This is a genomic window from Mycobacterium sp. E2497 (assembly GCF_001668695.1).
Lineage (GTDB): Bacteria > Actinomycetota > Actinomycetes > Mycobacteriales > Mycobacteriaceae > Mycobacterium.
The window spans coordinates 34,305-51,091 of sequence record NZ_LZKD01000113.1 but is presented as its reverse complement, the minus strand read 5'-3'; the positions used below and the strand labels follow the sequence as shown (position 1 = coordinate 51,091).

Here is a 16,787-nt window from a genome sequence, read left to right as displayed (position 1 = left end):
GATCAACCCAGCATTCGTTGGGCTACCTGCTTCTGTCGAAGGGCAATCCGCTCACGCCAATCCGCCTCGGAGATCTCGTTATGAGTGAAATAGGGAAGTGTGTCGGGTATCGCGTCGAAGTTCACCACCTCGACGGTAGGTGCGTCCGCTTGGCCCATCTGGCGGGACAACCGTTGCCACCGAAACTGTAGGTAACCACGTCGGTGGCCCAGTGTCTCAACCCAATTCGTCAGTCCCGGGTTCTGTTCCGCAACCACAATGCGCATCTTGCCGTCGGGATCAACTTGCGTCTGGGCGCCGTTCAGTGAGGTCTGGTGGTTGATGTAATCGAGCGAGATGTACCACATGCTGCCCAGCTGGAAGCCCTGATACGGGGCGTCACTGAGCGGGACTGTAATGATCATGGCCTGGTCCGGGGCCAGTTCATAATGTCCGGCGGAGGAGTACTGGGTGGTCAACCCACCAGGGGTGACGCGCGGGGCGACCAGTGTGTTCACCGGAAGGTTGAGATAGAACCATTGCGGAAATTGCAGCCAGGTCTTCACCCGCTGAACCAATGCCGATGCGGCGCTGGCGAAATGCTCGTGGACGTCCGCACAGGTCGGCCGAGCTGGAGAGCCGCCGGAGGTGTCGGCGCGGTGTATGGTGACCGATCCACGCCGCTGGGCCCAGTCGCCATACACTTCGCGGATCACCAGCTGTCCGGATCGTTTCGGAGTGAACCGCCATTCAAAACTGCCGTCGGGGGCGATGTCGAGCTGGCGATCATCAAAGGCCACTTCGCTTTCCGGCACACTGTCGTCGGTGTACTCGCCGGCGAGATATTGGAAGCTCAGGTCCGTGGTGGTGCCGCGGACGCCGGCGATCACATATTCAAAGCCAGCAACCATTTTGGCGCCGAAGTACAGGGTATCTGGGTTGTCCAGGCCCATCTTGCTGAACGGACCAGTGCCCGTGAACAAATACGGATGGTCCGTGTCTAGGTTGAACGCTAGGTGAGTGCAGGCGACGATGCCGCCCGCCAGATATCCCAGGCCCTCGGCCAGATCGGCATCGCTCTCTGCATGCGGAGCTGCCGCAATCAACTGTTCAGCTTCGGCTATCGCGCCTAATAACGGTTGGGAGAACACGGTTTTGACCGTAGGCTGCTGGCGTACTCCTAGCGCGCGGGCCGCCCACTCTCCGGGAGGGTTTTGCGGCCCGGGCTGACCAACTTTTGGGTTTGCGCCCGCAGACGGCGACCTGATTGCCCGCTTGTCACCGGCCGAGAAACCGGAACGGATGTACCTGTCATCATGACCTGGTCTGCTGCTTGCGTTATTCTCCGGCCCCTCGACAGACGGTTGCCTAACCGCCGCCGGAGATTCATGCGCGCGAGCCACTTTACGCAGAGGGTAGTCCCACATCGCTCATGTCGCAGTCGGTGCGCTACATCTGGACTGCGCTGCCCGAAGTCGTCGGGTGGTGAGGGGCGTCAGCTCGCTGCACTGGTGCGCGACCTGTATCCGCGCTCACTGTACTGCTTGAGGGCAAGCGCCGTGTCGTCGAAAGCTCGCTTCACCCAGCTGCCGGTGTCTGTCATGACTTGGGCTGCGTGTTGTCCTAGGAATGCATCCGTGGAGTAGTAGCGGCACCCGAGGTCTCCCCACGGCTCGATAATCTGGTCGCGCCGCGCGGCGTACGGAGACTCTGCTGTCGCTCGCTGCTCCCAGGAGAGCAAACGCTGCGGGACAATCGCGCACACGTATTCGGTGTGGAGCCACGTGCCGTTAGTGCCAGAGTATTTCCCGGCGAGAACCATCTCGACCGCAGAGCCCATTGCGAGTGCTGATTTGGCGGCTACGCAAAACGGATTCCACCGTCCGTAATTGTCGAGGTCTAGAAGGACTTCCCACACCACAGCCGGCGGCGCCTCGATCTCTACGGTGATGGAGCGCACAAGCGTGCTCGGGTCATACTCTGGAATTAGCAGATCCGTCATGGAACCTCTCTGATGAGTGGGGCATGAACGGCGCACCGCGCCGACGCGATAAGTCGAAATGCTGGCATGGGGCGCGCTCCCTCAGACGCGCGTTCACCACTCAACTCTCATTCGCCACTGGACCACCAAAGGGTTCCGCCTCACCCGCCATCGACCACCGGTAGCGTCCCCGCTCGCACGGCGTCGACGATCGACTCGGTCAGAGCCGAGCATGACAGGAACAGATTGCATCCGCCGTATGGGGCCAGTTGCGTGGCGGCCGATCTCTCCTCACAGCGGGCCAGGGCCGAGGCTGTCCACTGCACGCTCGTCTGGTTCCAGCTGCTTTTACGGACGTGCACCCGCGCTCGACAGCGTCGACATGCCACGGGGAACATAGGCATGTCGGCAAGGCGATTGTCTTCCCTGGCAGACGACGCCGGAGTCATCACACCGGGTCTTTGGCGGTCGCCTGCGTAGCGATATTGGACTCGACCTCTTTCATCCACGCCTCGTACGGGCGGGTGGTGTCCAGCTCAAATTCGAAGCGGTCCACCATATCTGGTCGAACATCGGCGACATCGACATAGAACTGCTCATACCATCGGCGCAGTTGGTAAACCGGGCCGTCTTCTTCGACCAAGAGCGGATTATCGATGCGCGCCTTGTGCCGCCAGATCTGCACATCTTGTTCGAAACCGAGTTTGACGAAGTCTCCAAGGGCGACCGCGGTCTGCACCGCGACATCATCGGGAAGCGCCTCGGATTTCTTGACGATGATGCCGTACTGCAGCACAAAGGAATTCGCGTCAACTGGGTAATGACAATTGATCAAGACGGTGTGGTGGTCACCATCCGCATAGTGATAAGTCAGGTCGTCGACCATGAAAGACGGGCCATAGTAGGACGCCACCGATGTCGTGCCGAGCAGCTGAGGACCTTCTGCGCCGCCCAGGTCGGGTCGGCCCGCGCTGTTCATGTACTGGGTAGCCACGTGCCCTTCGAAGATGTTCTTGAAATGAGTGGGCAGCGAGCCGTGGATATAGAAGAAGTGGGCCATGTCCACGACGTTGTCGATGATTTCACGGCAGTTGGTGTTCACGACGGTCGTGTACCAGTGCCAATCGGTCCACTCGTCGCTGGTGGCGCCTTCGATGCGTGGGATCGCGACCTCAGGTGGGGGTGGTTTGCGCTCGGGATCGTTCCACACAAACAACATGCCGTCCTGTTGCAGGGTGGTCCAGGCTTGGGTGCGGGCCAGCTTGGGTGTGCGCTTGCTGTAGGGCACCAGCTTGCAGCGCCCGTCACCACCCCAGCGCCAGTCATGGAACGGGCACGCCACCTCGTTGCCCTTGACTTCACCTTGCGACAGGTCACCTCCCATGTGGCGGCAGTAGCCGTCGAGGACATTGACCTGCCCGTCACCGCCGCGAAACACCACCAGCTTCTGGCCGAAAGCATTGATCGCGTGCGGTTTGCCGTCACTGAAGTCTTTGATCAGACCCAGGCAATGCCAGCCGCGGGCGAATCGCGTGGGGGCAGCGTCGGCCTCGATCAGCCGAACTTCGCCGGCTTCGGACTGCGAATTCATGGGCGCCATTCAACCCCGACTGACCGGCACGTGGAGGGCACGTGTTCCACTGATCAGGACGCCTCTTCCCGCTGAGCAGCCCGGCCGCTTACCGTTCCCAGGCGTGACAACGCACAGCACGACGATTCCTGCTGGACTTCCCGTGTCCGACACGACGGTGGACCTACTCGTGATCGGTTCGGGAACCGGCATGGCCGCAGCACTCGCCGCCCACGACCGGGGGCTCTCCGTGCTGATTGTCGAGAAGTCCTCGTACGTGGGTGGTTCGACCGCACGTTCCGGTGGCGCGCTGTGGCTGCCCGCGGGCCCAGTGCTGCAGCGGGCCGGTGCCAACGACACCGCCGAGCGCGCCGCCACCTATCTTGACTCCGTTGTTGCGGGCTCAGCCCCGCCTCCGCGTTCCGCGGGGTTTTTGACAAATCTCTCCGCGACCGTCGAGCTGCTGGAGCGAACGACTCCGATGCGGTTGTTCTGGGCCCGGGAATACTCCGACTACCACCCCGAAGAGCCCGGCGGCAGCGCAGCTGGGCGTACCTGCGAGTGCCGGCCCCTAGACACTGCCGTCCTGGGCGAATATCGCGGCCGGCTGCGGCCCGGGGTCATGGAGTCCGGTTTCTCCATCCCGACAACGGGGGCGGATTATCGTTGGCTCAACTTGGTTGCGCGGGTGCCGCGCAAGGGAATTCCGACCCTGGCGAAGCGAGTGGCCCAGGGTATCGGCGGCCGCCTGCTTGGCCGGCACTACGCCGCGGGCGGCCAAGCCCTGGCCGCCGCCCTCTTCGCCGGTGTGTTGCGGGCTCAGATCCCGGTGTGGACCGACACCACCTTGTTGCGTCTGGTCGGCGACGACGACCGCGTCAGCGGGGCGGTTGTCGGCAATGGTGGCGGTGAAGTGACCATCACGGCCAGGCACGGGGTGGTGCTGGCCACCGGCGGCTTTGACCACTGCATGGAGATGCGCTGGAAATTTCAGTCCGAGTCACTAGACCCCAACGTCAGCCTGGGCGCCGACTCAAATACCGGCGAGGGGATCCGCGTCGCCCAAGAACTCGGCGCAGACATCGATCTGATGGACCAGGCCTGGTGGTTTCCCGCGATCGCGCCGCTACCGGGCAAGGCGCCCGCGGTCATGCTCGCAGAGCGATCACTTCCGGGCTGCCTCATCGTCAACCAAAATGGGCATCGATTCGCCAACGAGTCGGCCGACTACATGTCGTTCGGTCAGCGATTGCTCGAACTCGAGCAGTCCGGGCAACCGGTAGAAGCGATGTGGATCATCTTCGATCAGCAATACCGCAACAGCTATGTCTTTGGCGCCGAACTGTTTCCGCGGATGCCCATTCCACAGACCTGGTATGACGCGGGCATCGCGGTGCGCGCCGACAGCCTGCGCGAACTCGGCGCTCGGATCGGCGCTCCCACATCAGCGTTCAACCAGACCATGACGCGCTTCAACGAAAGCGCCGCTCTAGGTGAGGATCCCGACTTCGGTCGCGGCCGCAGCGCCTACGACCGCTACTACGGTGACCCGACGATAACGCCGAACCCCAACCTGCGCCCCCTGACCAAGGGCCCGTTCTACGCCGTGAAAATGGTGCTCAGCGACCTGGGTACCTGCGGTGGGCTCAAGGCCGACGAGTGGGCACGGGTGCTGCGCGAAGACGGCACCGTCATCACCGGGTTGTACGCGATCGGTAACACCGCCGCCAACGCGTTCGGCGCCACATATCCCGGCGCGGGCGCGACAATCGCCCAGGGATTGGTGTACGGCTACATCGCCGCCCGAGACGCCGCCGGTGGCGGTTAGTCGGCTCGGCGCTTGGCTTGGACCTGCTTTTCCACCTCGCGCCAGTAGCCGGGCGTGGGGCGCACCTTGCCCGCACCGCCTTTAGCCTTCTGCATGAAGGCGTCGGCCTCGTCGATTTCCTTCATCAGTTCCAACGCGAACTCGCGCTCGGCAGCGTAATACTTGGCCGCCCAGCGCAGCGCGAGCACCGAGTAGGCCCAAGCGGGTTCCCCTTCAGCGCCCTCGGCGTCCTCGACAGCTTTGCGATGCCTGGCTTCGGCATAGGCCACATGCTCCTGGAGCAATTCCTTGAGCCGAGCAGGAGTCGTCAGATGGCCGAACGTCACCCGCATCAGCACACTGTGTTTGAGCACCGGCGGATCCACGGGGGCGTTGTTGGTCCAGTCGGTGACCGCTTCCAAGCCGGCCGCGGTGATCTTGTAGAGCCGGCGGCTGCGGGTGCCCTCGTCACGCTCGATGCGTGAGGTCACCAGCCCCATTCCTTGAAGCTTCTTCAGCTCGGTGTAAATCTGGCTGTTCGACGGGCTCCAGTAGTAGAGGTCAACGCTCCAGTCGATCCATTTTTTCAGGTCGTAGCCGGAAACTTCCTCTTCATAAGACAGCATGCCCAGCAACGCCCAACTGGTGGCGGCAAGTGCCGACTTCACCGGCTTATCACTGGGCTCGGCCATTTTGCCAGATTAACAGCACAGCCGAGGTGTCTCTGTGATATGCCCGCTGGACGGGACGCCACCTTCCCGAACCGCTACGTGCCATTTCACGCTGTTAGTCGATGACCACCGAAGTCGCCGGCGTCGATGCCATGCGCAGCGTCCCTGCCGTTGGGCAGCACATCGTCCGCACCACGCCCGCCGCAACGCCAACAATCGACGTGCCACGCCTAGGGGACGACGCGCCCCGGCTAGCGGTCCGCTTCCAGTGAGGGCGAAGGCCTTGCCAGCGGCACCGCGGACACCGGCGATCTGAGCCTAACGATGACTGACCCATCGTCGACATACGAGCTACTGGCCATCTCCGTGCGCAACCTGATCGACGCGACGATCCGCACAGAGTTGAAGCCCAACGCTATTGCCTCCATTGCAACCCAGATCGACGCTATTACAAGCCGACTGAGCGCCGAACAGATACCTGGATCATTCGGCGAACGTACCAGCACCGACGGGCAGAGCCCAGCTTCAGGCAATGCGGTGATCGGAATCCGCAACCCGTTGGCTCCCCCACTCGTGATTCACGAGACAAACGGATCGGTCTGGTCGGAACTTGTTCTCGGTGCAGCCTATGAGGGGCCTGCGGGTTACGTGCACGGCGGTGTCTGCGCGATGGTGTTGGACCATGTACTCGGCGCTACCGCCCACAAGCCGGGCCGGCCCGCCTACACCGGGACGCTGACCCTGCGCTACCGCCGAGGAACCCCGCTACGAAAGGCTCTCCGCGCCGAGGCCTGGGTCGACCGCGTCGAAGGAGTCAAGACCTTTGCCGTCGGACAACTAAGCGACAGCGGAGGCGTAACCGTCTCAGCAGAAGGGGTTTTCATTCATCCGCGGGAGTGAGCAGAACGCTGGCGATAAGGCGCCTCCGACGCTTCTCGCACAACACTCAATCCAAACCGGCTCTTCTCGCCAGCGCTTACCGCGCCATGTTGGCGAACCGCGACAGGTGCAGCTGGTGCGCGACGGTGACGGTCTTGGTCGGACCGTTACGGTGTTTCGCGAGAATGAAATCCGCCTCTCCCCCGCGCGGATCGTCGCGCTCGAACGCGTCGGGCCGGTTCAGCAGGATGACCATGTCCGCGTCCTGCTCCAGTGATCCCGATTCACGAAGGTCCGACAGCATCGGCTTCTTGTCGGTGCGCTGCTCGGGGCCACGGTTGAGCTGGCTGATCGCGACGACGGGAACCTCGAGCTCCTTGGCCAACAGCTTGAGTTGGCGCGAGAACTCGGAAACCTCCAACTGCCGCGACTCCACCTTCTTCCCCGACGACATCAGCTGCAGATAGTCGACGACGACCAGGCGCAGGTCGGCCTTCTGCTTCAGCCGGCGCGCCTTGGCGCGGATCTCCATCATCGTCAGGTTCGGCGAGTCGTCGATATACAGTGGCGCCTCGCTGATTTCGCTCATCCGCCGCGCCAGGCGCGTCCAGTCGTCGTCGCTCATGCGCCCCGACCGCATGTCGGCGAGTTTGATTTTGGCTTCCGCCGACAGCAGCCGCATGACGATCTCGGACTTGCTCATCTCCAGCGAGAAGATGACGCTGGCCAGCCGGTGCTTGATCGAGCATGACCGCATGAAGTCCAGACCGAGGGTCGAGTTGTGGGTCGGAATCATGGCCTTGCTGGCAAGGTATAGGTGGCTATCGTTGTCCACTTCGACGCACCGCACGGGAACGGTCTCGATCGGGCGGATCTCCACAATGAAGCGTGAGCCAGATCGCACGGTGCCGGTGGCGGCTCGACGTTCCTTGTGCAGGATGGCTTTTCGCTGCAATGCGAATACGGTGTCTTCTGTGGAGAAGGTCAGGGTGTAAGCGATGCTGGACGACTCCCGGCGGCCTCGGACACGCTTGGTGGAAGTTTGGCAGCGATAGCCGAGGCTGACGATGAGTTCGGCGGCATCCAGCGCCAGCCGATGGCTGGTGACGGAGAATTGGACCGCCCCACCCGCCGTCACAGTTCCGTCGGTGTCGAGCAACCCGGCGAGCAGCGCGCGCCGTTGCGCCTCGGATCCCCGCAGATACTCCATGGGAATGTGCTTGTTCCCCAGCACGCCGAGTGTGCGCAGCCGCGCCTGCAGTGTCCCCACGGCGGCGTGGCACTGCTGGCACAGCCGCATCCCCGATGATGGTCCGGCGCAGCGGACGCAGGTCGGGCTAGGCACGGGCGCGGAGACGAACCGAGCCCGGCCACCGCATGACCGCCCGCAGGTCCGCACCTGACTGGTCTGGGGGACGAAATCCTTCCCGCACACCACGCATTGCCGTGGAGCGGGCTCGTCGCTCGCCGGCAGAAGGAGCTGATAACGGTATCGAGCGGATTCCGATGGAACCGCGACCACGCCGTCCGCTTCGATTCGCATGATGAGTTCGGGATCGGCCGTGGTGATCTGGGCTGCGGCACTGGTTCCGTCGCCCAGCCAGGCACCGAGAGTGTATGGCGGAATCAACAATTCGCGGTCGGGTAGGTCAAGCGCACGCGCGTTCACCACGCTGTGGTTCAGGCGCCGGTCTTTGGTTTCGCAGCGCACGCTCGCCGCGATCTCAGCCGTCGTTCGCACCGCCGCAAAGGTGCGCTGATTCTTGTAGCGGTTGTAGCCCACCGCCGCGGCTTGCGCCGACTTGCGCGACGCGCGTGTTTCGGTCAGCCACTGATGCTCGGCGTCCGCGACGATCACCGTCCCGTCCGAGAACTCCACCTCGTAGCAGGGCCGGCCGAGCATCACGCCGGTCGCGGCCACCACCCGCGTCGGGCGCCCGTCGGCGCCGAGCAACTCATCACCGACCGCGACGTCGCCCATCGTCGTCCAGCCGGTCGGCGTGGGCAGCAGGGTGTCCAAGGCGAGTGCCTTACCTACTCCAGGCCTGGCCGCCACGATGATCATCTGCCCGGCATGCAGCCCGTTGGTGACCTCGTCGAGTTCGGTGAAGCCCGTCGGCACACCGCGTGAAATGCCGCCGTTGGAGGCGATGGCGTCGATCTCGTCCATCGTCGGCTGCAGCAGGTCCTCCAGCGGGACGAAGTCCTCCGACGTCCGCCGTTCGGCGACCTCGTAGATCTCCGCCTGCGCGCGGTCGACCACCTCGGCCACGTCGGCGCCCTCGGCGCCGGCGTAGCCGTACTGCACCACCCGCGTCCCGGCCTCCACCAAACGGCGCAGCAGCGCCTTCTCGGCCACGATGGTCGCGTAGTAACCCGCGTTGGCGGCCGTGGGCACGGTCGAGATCAGCGTGTGCAGATACGGCGCACCACCGATGCGGCGCAGCATCCCCCGGCGGTCCAGTTCCGCGGCCACCGTCACGGCGTCGGCCGGCTCGCCGCGGCCATAGAGGTCCAGGATCGCGTCGTAGACGTTCTGGTGCGCGGGACGATAGAAGTCCCCGGGCCGCAGCCGCTCGAGCACGTCGGCGATGGCGTCCTTGCTCAGCAGCATGCCGCCCAGCACCGCCTGCTCGGCCGCGAGGTCCGGCGGCGGCTGACGTCCGAAGTCCTCACTGGGGGCCGGCGAATCCATGCCCGACGTGAGGTCATCGACGACCGCCATGAACCCCTCCTCCCCTACTACGCACCCGAACGTACATTCGAAGACCGCTCTCGTCAGCGTAAGTCAAGGAGCCGACACCTTCGCCGCACCGCGCCCGTACGCCTGGCGACGGGACGACGTTAGACGTTGCTGGCTAGGAGGTGAAAGGGGCGCTGTTCATGAACCTGTGCATCGTGTGTGCATATCCGTCGACACCTGTGTTGAGTGGGATGTGGAGAACCTGTGTATGAATTCAAGGGGCTCTGACATCGCTGCTGATAAGGGCCATGTAACGCCACGAATTTCGTGTGGACAAGAATCTCTACGGCGTGTCGTCGCAGGTTACTGCGTCGGGCGTGTTGGCTTTCAGCCACATTTTCGCAGCGTTACGGCAGGGTAAATGAGCTCCCCGGAACACCCCGCGGCAATAGTTCGCTACGGCGTGCGTCCGCGACCGCCGACGCTGCGACCGAAAAGCATGCGCGCAGCGCAACTGAACCAGGCGGCGGCCGATGACGGCCGCCGCCTGGAAAGAGCAAACGTCGGAGGCTTAGCTCTCCGCTACAACCTCGAGAGCGACCTCGACGTCGACCTCGGGATGCAGGTGCACCGACACCGGGTGGGTGCCGACGGCCTTGATGTGCGACTTGGGCAGCCGGACGATCCGTTTGTCGAGGTTCGGCCCGCCTGCCTTCTTGATGGCCGCAACGACGTCGCCGGGGGTCACGGAGCCGAACAGCTTCCCGGAGTCCGCCGCGGTCCGCACCGGCAGCTGGACGGGGCCCAGCGCCTCGATCGCCGTCTTGAGTTCGTTGGCGTGCCCGAGGTCGCGCACCGCCTTGCTTTCCCGGGACCGGCGGATCTCGTCGGCCTGCTTCTGCGCACCGCGCGAGGCGACGATCGCCAGACCGCGCGGGAGCAGGAAGTTACGGCCGTAGCCGTCCTTGACCTCGATCGTGTCGCCGACGGTACCGAGGTGGTCGACGTCGGCCGTCAGAATCAGCTTCATCTTTTCGTACTTTCGCTCGAGCTTCGGCGGCTATCGCGCCGAGGAGGTGAAGGGCAGCAGTGCCACCTCGCGGGCGTTCTTCACCGCGATGGCGATGTCGCGCTGGTGCTGCACGCAGTTGCCGGTGACGCGGCGCGCCCGGATCTTGCCGCGCTCGCTGATATAGGTACGCAGCAGCGCGGTGTCCTTGTAGTCGATCGATTGACCCTTCTTCGCGCAGAAGACACACTTCCGCGTCTTGACCGGCTTTTCCGGAGCCGGACGTCGCTTGCTGGACTTGGCCATGACTGTCTTTCTTTCCGTTTCTTACTGTTGAAGTTCTCTTAGAACGGCGGTTCGTCGTCGCCACCACCGAAGGACCCGGACGCCGGGGCGCTGCCCCACGGGTCGTCGGCGGGAGCGCTGCTCGCCGGCGCCGACCCTTGCCGGGACCCACCTCCGCTGCCGAAGCCGCCTCCTCCGCCACCGCCGCTGCGGCTGGCCTTGTTGACCTTGGCCGTGGCGTAGCGCAGCGAGGGGCCGATCTCATCGACCTCGACCTCGACGACGGTGCGCTTCTCGCCTTCGCGCGTCTCGAAGGAACGCTGCTTGAGTCGGCCGGTGACGATCACTCGAGCGCCGCGGGTGAGGCTTTCGGCCACGTTCTCGGCCGCTTCCCGCCAGATGTTGCAGCGCAGGAAGAGCGCCTCGCCGTCTTTCCATTCCCCGCTCTGGCGGTCGTAGATCCGCGGTGTCGACGCCACGGTGAAATTCGCGACGGCGGCACCGGACGGGGTGAACCGCAGTTCGGGGTCGGCGGTCAGGTTTCCGACAACGGTGATAGTGGTGTCACCAGCCACAGTTTCCTCCTTGTTCCGCCCGGTGAATCGCTTCTCCGACGGTGGACGGCACGTATCCTCGCTGAGCCTACGCAAGTCCGCCGACGGTGGGCCCGCGACTCAGCGACGGGTGTTAGTGCTTGTCGGTGCGCATCACCTTGGTGCGCAACACCGACTCGTTGAGGCTCAGCTGGCGGTCGAGCTCGGACACCGTCGCCGGCTCCGCCTTCAGGTCGACCACGACATAGATGCCTTCGGCGTGCTTGGCGATCTCGTAGGCCAGCCGGCGCCGGCCCCAGATGTCGACCTTTTCGACGGTTCCGCCGTCTTTGCGGACGACGTTGAGGAACGTCTCCAAGGACGGAGCAACGGTGCGCTCGTCGAGCGTGGGGTCAAGAATGACCATGATTTCGTATGGACGCATGGAAACCTCACCACCTCCTCTGGTCTCAAACGGCCACGGTCGATCCGTGGCAGGAGGGTCGCCTGCGTCGGCAACCGCACCAGGCTACCGGACGGGTGGGGTGGCCTCCAAAATCGCGCCGGATCGCCGGTGCTGGAGCAATCCGGCTACTGCCGGGCGTCCAAGTATTCGGTGGCCCGGTCCATCGTCGCCTGATCGGCCTTGGCGAGGGAACCGGAGTCGAACGGCGGCTGCGGGTCGTATTCGATGAGCAGCTGGGCGGCCTGCGCCGCCTGTCGGTCGACGAGCAGCTCGACCAGCCGCAAGGCCATGTCGATGCCGCTGGAGACGCCCGCGGCGGTGATGATCCGCTGCGGTAGGTGCTCGACGACTCGGTCCGCCACGTAATGGGCGCCCAGGTCGTTGAGCAGGTCCCTGGCCCGCCAGTGCGTCGTGGCGGTGAGCCCGTCGAGCAGGCCCGCGGCGGCCAGGAGCAGCGCACCGGTGCACACCGACGTGGTGAAGGCCGTGATCGGGTGTACGGCCTGCAGCCAGGTACGGATGGTGTCGTCGTGGAGCAGCTGCCGCGTGCCGATCCCGCCGGGAACCAGCACCACGTCCGGTGAGGTGACCTCGTCGAACCGCGCGTCGCAGCTCAGCCCGAGCATCCCGTTTTCCGTACGCACCTCGCCCCGGCGGTGCCCGACGAACGTCACCTCGATCGAGGGGATGCGTTGCAACACCTCGTAGGGCCCGATCGCGTCGAGCGCGGTCACGCGGGGAAACAGCGGTACGGCGACGAGCGTCATGGCACCGCGGGCTCGGGTTCGGGAATCGCTGCCCGGCGCATGCCGGACGGTCGCAACCAGTCCGGCAACCAACCCGGCGGAGCGTCGGGGGCACGGTCGAAGGGGCCGCCCGACGGGTCGTCCACCCGGCCGCCCCAGCGCACCAAATCCTCGTCGGGCCGGTAGATCTGGCGGATCACCAGAGCGCAGAGCGCGACGACGGCGACGTCACGAACCAATACGGTCGTGGTGAAGAACTGCTCCGGAAGCGAACGATTCGGATTGCCATACAGGTAGTACATCCGCGGCACCCACACCGCGGCGTCGATGGTCATCCACGCCAGCAGGATCCGGCGATGCGGCAACGCCAGGACCGCCAGCGGCACCAGCCACAACGAAAACTGCGGGCTCCACACCTTATTGGTCAACAGGAACACCGCCACCACTAAGAACACCAGCTGTGCCAGCCGCGGCCGCTTCGGGGCGGTCAACGCCAGGTATACGATTGCCGCGCAACCGGTTACAAATAGCACCGTGACCACCGCGTTCAGCGCCGTGGGCGGCTCCCAGAACCCGAGACCGGGATCGAAGCCGCGCCAACCGGTAAACGACTTCACCACGTTGTACACCGAATCCATGTCGTCACCGCGCCGGGTGTTGAGCCGGAAGAATTCCGACCACCCTCGCGGAAACAGCACCATGACAGGCAGATTCACCAACAACCACGTCGCCACGGCCGTCCCCGCGGTGCGCCCGAGCGCGTGAAAGCGCCCGGTGCGGATCGCCAGTACCACCATCGGGCCCAGGAACAACAGCGGATACAGCTTGGCCGCGGCCCCCAGCCCGATCAGCACGCCGGCCGACACGGGTTTGCGCCGGGCCCACGCCAGGAGCCCCGCCATGGCGAAACCCGTTGCCAGCGCGTCGAAGTTGGTGAAGATTTGGAAGATCACCAGCGGCGAGGCGGCCACCAGGGCCGCGTCCCAGATCCGGCGCCCCGCCAGACCGGCGGTGGCCCAGATGGTGGCCAGCCAGGCCAGCGCCAGGCCGAACGCGGAGATGTCGAAGAACATCACCACCTCGGCGACCACAGGCAGCGGGGCCAGCTTGCTCAGCGCGGTGTACGTCTTCGCCAGCGCCATGGACACGTACTGATACATCCCGGTCAGCACCGGATACTCCATGTACCGCACCGCCGGCCGGCCGTCGTAGCGGGTCTGCGGGGTGCCGCTCCCGTCGGTCTCTATCCAGCTCGACTTGTACGGAAACTTGCCCTGGCTCAACAACTCCGCGCCGTAGAGCGGGACGGTATCGGAGTAACACAACTCGTAGTAGGCGCGCTGGTTCTCCCAGTTGGCCACCCGCTGGTCACCGGTCCCGGTGCCGGTGCTCTGCAGGCAGGCCGCCTTCGTCGACCAGCCGAGCGCCAGGAACACCAGGCCGATCAGGAACATGACCCGCAGCGGCGTCATCACCCGGGTGCGGCCGATCAGTGCGTGGCTGCCCACCGGCCCGCCGACGACATCCGCCAGGGCGGCGCCCAACGCGTCGGTGCGGCTCGGGCAGTCGCGGTTGCCGACGCTACGCAGATCGGTGGCCAGCGGCTGCGGGGAAATGGTGGCGGTCTGCCGCTCGGCCTCGGTCACGGTGGCGGCTGGCCGGGGGGCGGGGCTTGGGGCCCACCCGGCGGCACGCCTGGCTCAGGCCCGCCGGGGCCGCCGCCGCTCGGCGGCGGAGGCGCGTTGGTGATCGTCGTGGGCGGGCCGATCGGGATGGTGATGCCGGGCGCCACCTCGATGGTGGGCTGAATGACGGTCACCGAGGGCTGCGGGGGCGGGGGCGGCGGCGCCGGGACGCCCGCGTAGCCGCCGATCTCGGTCGGCTTGGGGAAGGATTCGTTGGAGGTGCCCTTCAGGGCGCCGTCCATCGTGGACTTCCAGATGTCCGATGGCAGCCCCGAGCCGTAAACCGGTGAGCCCGAAGCGGTTACCAGCGGCACGTCCCCCTTCGCGGTGCCCACCCACACGGCCGTCGCCAATGACGGCGTGTACCCGACCATCCACGCGTCCTTGTCGGCGGTGGTGTCACCCAGCTGCGTGGTGCCCGTCTTGGCCGCCGACGGCCTGCCGCCGGCCAGGGCGTGGCCCCGCGAATAGCTGGCGATCGGTTCCATGGCCGCGGTGACGTTGTCGGCGACGGCCTTCGGGATTCGCTGTTCCCCGTTGTTCTCGGACTTGCTCGCGTCGAAGAGCACCTGGCCGTCGGAGTTGACGACCTTCTGCACGAAGTGCGGCCGGTGATACACGCCGGAGGCGGCCAGTGTGGCGTACGCAGACGCCATGTCGATGACCCGGGTCTGGTATTGCCCCAACACGATTCCGTTGTTGGGGGGCCCGCCCTTGCCGTCTTCGGACAACGTGTGGTCCACACCGGGGAAGCTGGTCGCCACGCCGGCCTGGTGCGCGGCGTCCGCAACAGCCTGCGGTCCGCCCTTGAGCTTGAGCATCAGCCGGTAATACGAGGTGTTCAGCGATTGCTTGAGCGCCTGAGCGATGTTGCACGTCCCGCAGCCCTCGCCATCGACGTTGGTGATCTTGATGCCGTCGACGGTCAGCGGCGAGCTGTCGACCTGGTATCCCAGACCGATCCCCTGCTCGAGCGCGGCGACCAGGGCGAAAACCTTGAACGACGAACCGGTCTGCAGCCCGGCCTGAGCGAAGTCGAAGCCGTTGGCGTCCGAGCCGCCGTAGTACGCGCGGATCGCCCCGTCATGCGGGTCGATCGACACCACGGCCGACCGCATGTCGGGGTCCTGCCCGTCAAGGTATTTCGACACCGCCTTCTCGGCCGCCTGCTGGGCCTTGGGGTCGATGGTGGTGGTGACCTGCAGGCCCTGGGTGTTCAGGGTCCGCTCGTCGATGTTGAACAGCTCCATCAACTCTTTGGTCACCTGGCGCTCGATCAGCCCGTTGGGTCCCGTCGTCTGGTTCTCCGCGCGCGCCTGGTCTGGCGGCACGGTCTGCGGGAACTCCTGTGCGGCACGGTCGCCGGGCGAGAGCGCCTTGGTCTCGACCATGCCGTCGAGAACCCAGTTCCAGCGGGCCCGGGCGCCCTGCGGGTCGACCGCGGGGTCCAGCGCGGACGGTCGCCGGATCAGCGCCGCCAGCAGCGCCCCCTCCGAGACGGTGAGCTGCTCGACGGGCTTGTTGAAGTAGGCCTTGGCGGCGGCGGAGATCCCGTACGCGCCGCGGCCGAAGTAGATGATGTTCAGGTAAGCCTGCAGCACATCGTCTTTCGACCACTCCCCCGACATCTTGGTGGCGATCACGAGTTCCTTGGCCTTGCGCACCAGGCCGCTGAGCCCGTGTTGAGCCGACCCCACCAGCGCGTTCTTCACGTATTGCTGGGTGATCGTCGACCCGCCCTGCAGGTCCCCGTTGCCAAAGAGGTTGTTGTCCACCGCCCGCGCGAAACCGCTGAAGTCGAAGCCCGGGTTCGAATAAAAATTGCGGTCCTCGGCGGCGATCACCGCCTGGCGCACGTGCACCGGCACCTGGTTGATGTTGACGTCGACCCGATTGCCTTCGGGCGGAATGATTTTGGCGATTTCGGACCCGTCGCTGGCCAGGATGGTGGACACCTGGTTGGTGCGCAGGTCGCCCGGCTTGGGAATGTCGACGATGAAGTACGCCATGGCGAACGTGACGATCGGCAGGAGCACCAGCACCGCCGCCGAAAGGTACGCCGCCCGCCGCACCCACAGCCAGTTGATCTGCTGGGTCCAGTGAACGTCACCCCGCGGCTGGCGCCCGAAGCCGTCCGGGCCGCCGGGCCGTCCCCGCGGCCCGGGTGGCGGCGGGCCTTCGGGCGGACGCCCTCCCCCGCTCGGCCGGCCCCGACGCGGCGACGTCCGGCTGTCCAGTGCGGCCTTGACCTCCTCGAGCGCATCCCGTTGCAGGGGCGCCGACGGAGGACCGCCCAGCGCGGCCCTCACTTCGTCGATGCTGGGATCGGGTCGCCGGGGGGACCGGTCGTCGACGACCGGCGGGAGGACCGTGGTCAGCCGGTCGTCGGGGGGAACGCCACGGCGGTGACCGGGCGCCGGCGGCGCGTCACGCGGGCGGTCGCCGGTTCCATGTCTGCCCACGCGCTCAGTCGCCGGTCCGTCCGGGTCTCCG

Annotated in this window: 15 protein-coding genes; 2 read left to right on the top strand and 13 right to left on the bottom strand. The window is 65.4% G+C overall.

From position 1 onward, the window contains the following. Window positions 1–2: 2 nt before the first annotated feature. From A5713_RS08770 to A5713_RS08760, 4 genes are all read right to left on the bottom strand, one after another. On the bottom strand, window positions 3–1,130 hold the full coding sequence (locus A5713_RS08770; protein WP_067928364.1) for a hypothetical protein: 1,128 nt from the start codon (window positions 1,128–1,130) through the stop codon (window positions 3–5). Between the two features lie 344 nt (window positions 1,131–1,474). Further along, window positions 1,475–1,981, bottom strand: a complete 507-nt coding sequence (locus A5713_RS08765; RefSeq protein ID WP_067928361.1) for an SRPBCC domain-containing protein — start codon at window positions 1,979–1,981, stop codon at window positions 1,475–1,477. 140 nt (window positions 1,982–2,121) lie between these two features. Next, the gene (locus A5713_RS29120; RefSeq protein ID WP_082972855.1) at window positions 2,122–2,409 is read right to left on the bottom strand and encodes a ferredoxin; all 288 of its coding nucleotides are present in this window, start codon (window positions 2,407–2,409) and stop codon (window positions 2,122–2,124) included. Next, the gene (locus A5713_RS08760; RefSeq protein WP_067928358.1) at window positions 2,409–3,551 is read right to left on the bottom strand and encodes a Rieske 2Fe-2S domain-containing protein; all 1,143 of its coding nucleotides are present in this window, start codon (window positions 3,549–3,551) and stop codon (window positions 2,409–2,411) included. Before A5713_RS08760 ends, A5713_RS29120 begins: the two co-directional genes overlap by 1 nt. A gap of 103 nt (window positions 3,552–3,654) precedes the next feature. Between A5713_RS08760 and A5713_RS08755 the strand changes: the two genes are divergently transcribed. Then, entirely contained in the window at window positions 3,655–5,358 is a 1,704-nt protein-coding gene (locus tag A5713_RS08755) for a 3-ketosteroid-delta-1-dehydrogenase (RefSeq protein WP_197509479.1), read from the top strand. On the opposite strand, the gene A5713_RS08750 is transcribed toward A5713_RS08755, so the two are convergent. After that, entirely contained in the window at window positions 5,355–6,029 is a 675-nt protein-coding gene (locus A5713_RS08750) for a PadR family transcriptional regulator (protein ID WP_067928353.1), read from the bottom strand. The genes A5713_RS08755 and A5713_RS08750 overlap by 4 nt on opposite strands. A gap of 303 nt (window positions 6,030–6,332) precedes the next feature. On the opposite strand from A5713_RS08750, the gene A5713_RS27445 reads away from it, so the two are divergent. Continuing rightward, window positions 6,333–6,908, top strand: coding sequence for a PaaI family thioesterase (locus tag A5713_RS27445; protein WP_082972851.1), 576 nt, complete (start codon window positions 6,333–6,335; stop codon window positions 6,906–6,908). 76 nt (window positions 6,909–6,984) lie between these two features. Here the strand turns inward: A5713_RS27445 and dnaB are convergent, their stop codons facing one another. The 8 genes from dnaB to A5713_RS08710 all read right to left on the bottom strand — a co-directional run bounded on the left by dnaB (window position 6,985) and on the right by A5713_RS08710 (window position 16,756). Next, window positions 6,985–9,612 carry a replicative DNA helicase gene (gene dnaB / locus A5713_RS08745; RefSeq protein ID WP_068094660.1) on the bottom strand — a complete coding sequence of 876 codons (2,628 nt, stop codon included), beginning with the start codon at window positions 9,610–9,612 and terminating at the stop codon, window positions 6,985–6,987. Between the two features lie 529 nt (window positions 9,613–10,141). After that, the gene (rplI, locus tag A5713_RS08740) at window positions 10,142–10,600 is read right to left on the bottom strand and encodes a 50S ribosomal protein L9 (protein ID WP_068094657.1); all 459 of its coding nucleotides are present in this window, start codon (window positions 10,598–10,600) and stop codon (window positions 10,142–10,144) included. Window positions 10,601–10,630: 30 nt separating this feature from the next. Further along, window positions 10,631–10,885, bottom strand: a complete 255-nt coding sequence (rpsR, locus tag A5713_RS08735; RefSeq protein WP_046182476.1) for a 30S ribosomal protein S18 — start codon at window positions 10,883–10,885, stop codon at window positions 10,631–10,633. Between the two features lie 38 nt (window positions 10,886–10,923). Continuing rightward, window positions 10,924–11,439 (bottom strand): single-stranded DNA-binding protein, encoded by a 516-nt coding sequence (locus tag A5713_RS08730; RefSeq protein WP_068094654.1) that lies wholly within the window; start codon window positions 11,437–11,439, stop codon window positions 10,924–10,926. A 112-nt stretch (window positions 11,440–11,551) separates the two neighbouring features. Further along, a complete protein-coding gene (rpsF, locus tag A5713_RS08725) occupies window positions 11,552–11,842 on the bottom strand; it encodes a 30S ribosomal protein S6 (RefSeq protein ID WP_036362157.1) in 291 nt (96 codons plus the stop codon). Window positions 11,843–11,988: 146 nt separating this feature from the next. Further along, the gene (locus A5713_RS08720; RefSeq protein ID WP_068094652.1) at window positions 11,989–12,630 is read right to left on the bottom strand and encodes a DJ-1/PfpI family protein; all 642 of its coding nucleotides are present in this window, start codon (window positions 12,628–12,630) and stop codon (window positions 11,989–11,991) included. Next, window positions 12,627–14,255: a glycosyltransferase family 87 protein gene (locus tag A5713_RS08715; RefSeq protein ID WP_068094648.1), complete on the bottom strand. Its 1,629-nt coding sequence runs from the start codon at window positions 14,253–14,255 to the stop codon at window positions 12,627–12,629. Before A5713_RS08715 ends, A5713_RS08720 begins: the two co-directional genes overlap by 4 nt. Continuing rightward, window positions 14,252–16,756: a transglycosylase domain-containing protein gene (locus A5713_RS08710; RefSeq protein ID WP_068094645.1), complete on the bottom strand. Its 2,505-nt coding sequence runs from the start codon at window positions 16,754–16,756 to the stop codon at window positions 14,252–14,254. Before A5713_RS08710 ends, A5713_RS08715 begins: the two co-directional genes overlap by 4 nt. Window positions 16,757–16,787 lie beyond the last annotated feature (31 nt).

Excerpts from the sequence above, each read along its gene's own strand:
- A5713_RS08765 (WP_067928361.1), bottom strand. The coding sequence starts at position 1,981 with ATGACGGATCTGCTAATTCCAGAGTATGACCCGAGCACGCTTGTGCGC.
- A5713_RS29120 (WP_082972855.1), bottom strand. The coding sequence starts at position 2,409 with ATGACTCCGGCGTCGTCTGCCAGGGAAGACAATCGCCTTGCCGACATG.
- A5713_RS08760 (WP_067928358.1), bottom strand. The coding sequence starts at position 3,551 with ATGAATTCGCAGTCCGAAGCCGGCGAAGTTCGGCTGATCGAGGCCGAC.
- A5713_RS08750 (WP_067928353.1), bottom strand. The coding sequence starts at position 6,029 with ATGGCCGAGCCCAGTGATAAGCCGGTGAAGTCGGCACTTGCCGCCACC.
- A5713_RS27445 (WP_082972851.1), top strand. The coding sequence starts at position 6,333 with ATGACTGACCCATCGTCGACATACGAGCTACTGGCCATCTCCGTGCGC.
- dnaB (WP_068094660.1), bottom strand. The coding sequence starts at position 9,612 with ATGGCGGTCGTCGATGACCTCACGTCGGGCATGGATTCGCCGGCCCCC.
- rplI (WP_068094657.1), bottom strand. The coding sequence starts at position 10,600 with ATGAAGCTGATTCTGACGGCCGACGTCGACCACCTCGGTACCGTCGGC.
- rpsR (WP_046182476.1), bottom strand. The coding sequence starts at position 10,885 with ATGGCCAAGTCCAGCAAGCGACGTCCGGCTCCGGAAAAGCCGGTCAAG.
- rpsF (WP_036362157.1), bottom strand. The coding sequence starts at position 11,842 with ATGCGTCCATACGAAATCATGGTCATTCTTGACCCCACGCTCGACGAG.
- A5713_RS08720 (WP_068094652.1), bottom strand. The coding sequence starts at position 12,630 with ATGACGCTCGTCGCCGTACCGCTGTTTCCCCGCGTGACCGCGCTCGAC.